At 70.8% G+C, this 1992-nt stretch carries 1 protein-coding gene; it reads left to right on the forward strand.

The window, feature by feature from the left end:
* A partial coding sequence (locus DQW06_RS24240) for an ABC transporter permease subunit (protein WP_117199374.1) occupies positions 1 to 1868 on the forward strand: 1868 nt, incomplete at its 5' end.
* Positions 1869 to 1992: the final 124 nt, after the last annotated feature.

The raw sequence follows: 1992 nt of genomic DNA on the forward strand, positions 1-1992 counted from the left end.
CGCCCCGGCCCGCCCGTGACCTGTGGCGGCGCACGTCGGCGACGCGCTGGCTGCTGCCCGCCACCGCCCTCATCGGCCTGGTCATCGTCTTCCCCGCGCTCTACATGGTCTGGCTGTCCTTCCTGGCCGTGGACCGGATCGGGCAGATCCAGGGGTTCACGGGGCTGGACAACTACCGGCGGCTGCTGGGGGAGCCCGCGCTGCCCGGGGTGGTGGCCAACACGCTGGCGTGGCTGGTGGTCGTCCTCGGGGTGACGCTCCTGGTGTCCCTGGCCCTGGCCCAGTTCCTCACCAAGGAGTTCCGCGGGCGCCGTTTCGTACGGCTCTCCGTCGTCGTGCCCTGGGCGGCCTCCCTGGTGATGACCGCGACGGTCTGGCGGTTCCTGCTGGAGGGCGGCAACGGCCTGGTCAACCGCCTGCTGATGGACCTGTCGGTCCTCGACGCACCGCACGAGTGGTACAAGGACCCCGCCACGGCCTTCGCCTCGATCATGGTCGTCGGCGTCGTGACGTCGGTCCCCTTCACGACCTACGTCCTGCTGGCCGGTCTCCAGACGATCCCGACCGAGGTGCACGAGGCGGCCAGGATCGACGGCGCCGGGGCCTGGAGGCGGTGGCTGCACGTCACCCTGCCGCTGCTGCGCCCCTCACTGCTGGTGGCGTTCGTGCTGAACATGCTGCACGTGTTCAACGCGTTCACGCTCATCTGGGTGATCACCGGCTCGATCGCCGGGAACCACGCCGACACCACGGTCACGTGGATGTACAAGATCGCCTTCAAGGAGCAGCTGGACCCGGGCGAGGCCGCCGCGCTCGCGGTGCTCAACGTGGCCTTCCTGGTCGGGCTGATCGCGTTCCTGGCCTGGCTGCTGCGGCCGGGCCGCCGCGACCGGGCGGGCCGCGTCCTGGCCTCGGCGGTGCCCGGCGGCGTCCGCTCGCTCACCGGCCGGGCCGCGCGCTCGTGGTCGTCCCTGCGCGGGCGCGCGACGAGCGCGTGCGCTCCGCTCCTGCGCCCGGCGGCGGACGCGGGCGGCCGGGTGTGGCGCCGCGTCAGGAGCGCCGTCCTCCCCCTGGTCGGGGCGCTGGTCGCCCTGTTCTTCCTCGCCCCCTACGCCGCGATGTTCCTCGGCTCGCTCAAGACCGACGCGGAGCTGTTCGCCGTCCCCGCGACCTACCTGCCCCAGGACTGGGCGTGGTCGAACTACGTCGAGGTGTGGAGCCGGATCCCGCTGGCGGAGTACTTCCGGGTCAGCCTCACCGTCGCCGGGGTCTCGACCCTGGTCGTGCTCGCCGTGGCCGCGCCCGCCGCCTACGCCGTCGCCCGCTCCGACTTCCGGGGTAAGGGTGCCTTCCTCGGCCTGATCCTCATCACCCAGATGTTCCCGGCGGTGGCGCTCATCATCGGGCTGTACCGGGAGGCGCTCTTCCTCGGCGCGGTGAACTCCTACTGGTTCATCATCGCCGTCAACTCCGCCTTCAACATCGCCTTCGCGGTGTGGATCCTCAACACCCACTTCCGGGCGGTCCCGCGGGAGACCGAGGAGGCGGCCATGATGGACGGCCTCGGCCGCTTCCGGACCATGCTCGGGATCGTCGTCCCGCTGTCGGCGCCGGGGATCATCACGGTGGTCGTCTTCACCTTCATCCAGGTGTGGAACGAGTTCATCGTCGCGCTGACCCTGTTCAACGACCCCTCGCAGGGCAGGGTGCCGCTGACCGTGGGGGTCCAGCAGTTCATCGGCCTGTACGAGACGAACTACCAGTACCTCTTCGCCGCCGGGCTGATGGCCGTCGTCCCCACAGTGGTCCTCTTCGCCCTGATTGAGAAGTACCTGGTCAGCGGCCTGAGCACGGGCAGTGTTCGTTGACGTGTCCCCGCCGGGAAGCGGAAGGGAAGGGTAGTCGATGAGGAGACAGAGACCGCGGGCCACCGCCGTGGCCGCCGCGCTGTCGGCGGCCGCGCTGCTCGCCGCGGGGTGCGGTGGGGACGGG

The sequence above is a fragment of the Nocardiopsis sp. TNDT3 genome (assembly GCF_003427465.1).
GTDB classification, from domain to species: Bacteria; Actinomycetota; Actinomycetes; order Streptosporangiales; family Streptosporangiaceae; genus Nocardiopsis; species Nocardiopsis dassonvillei.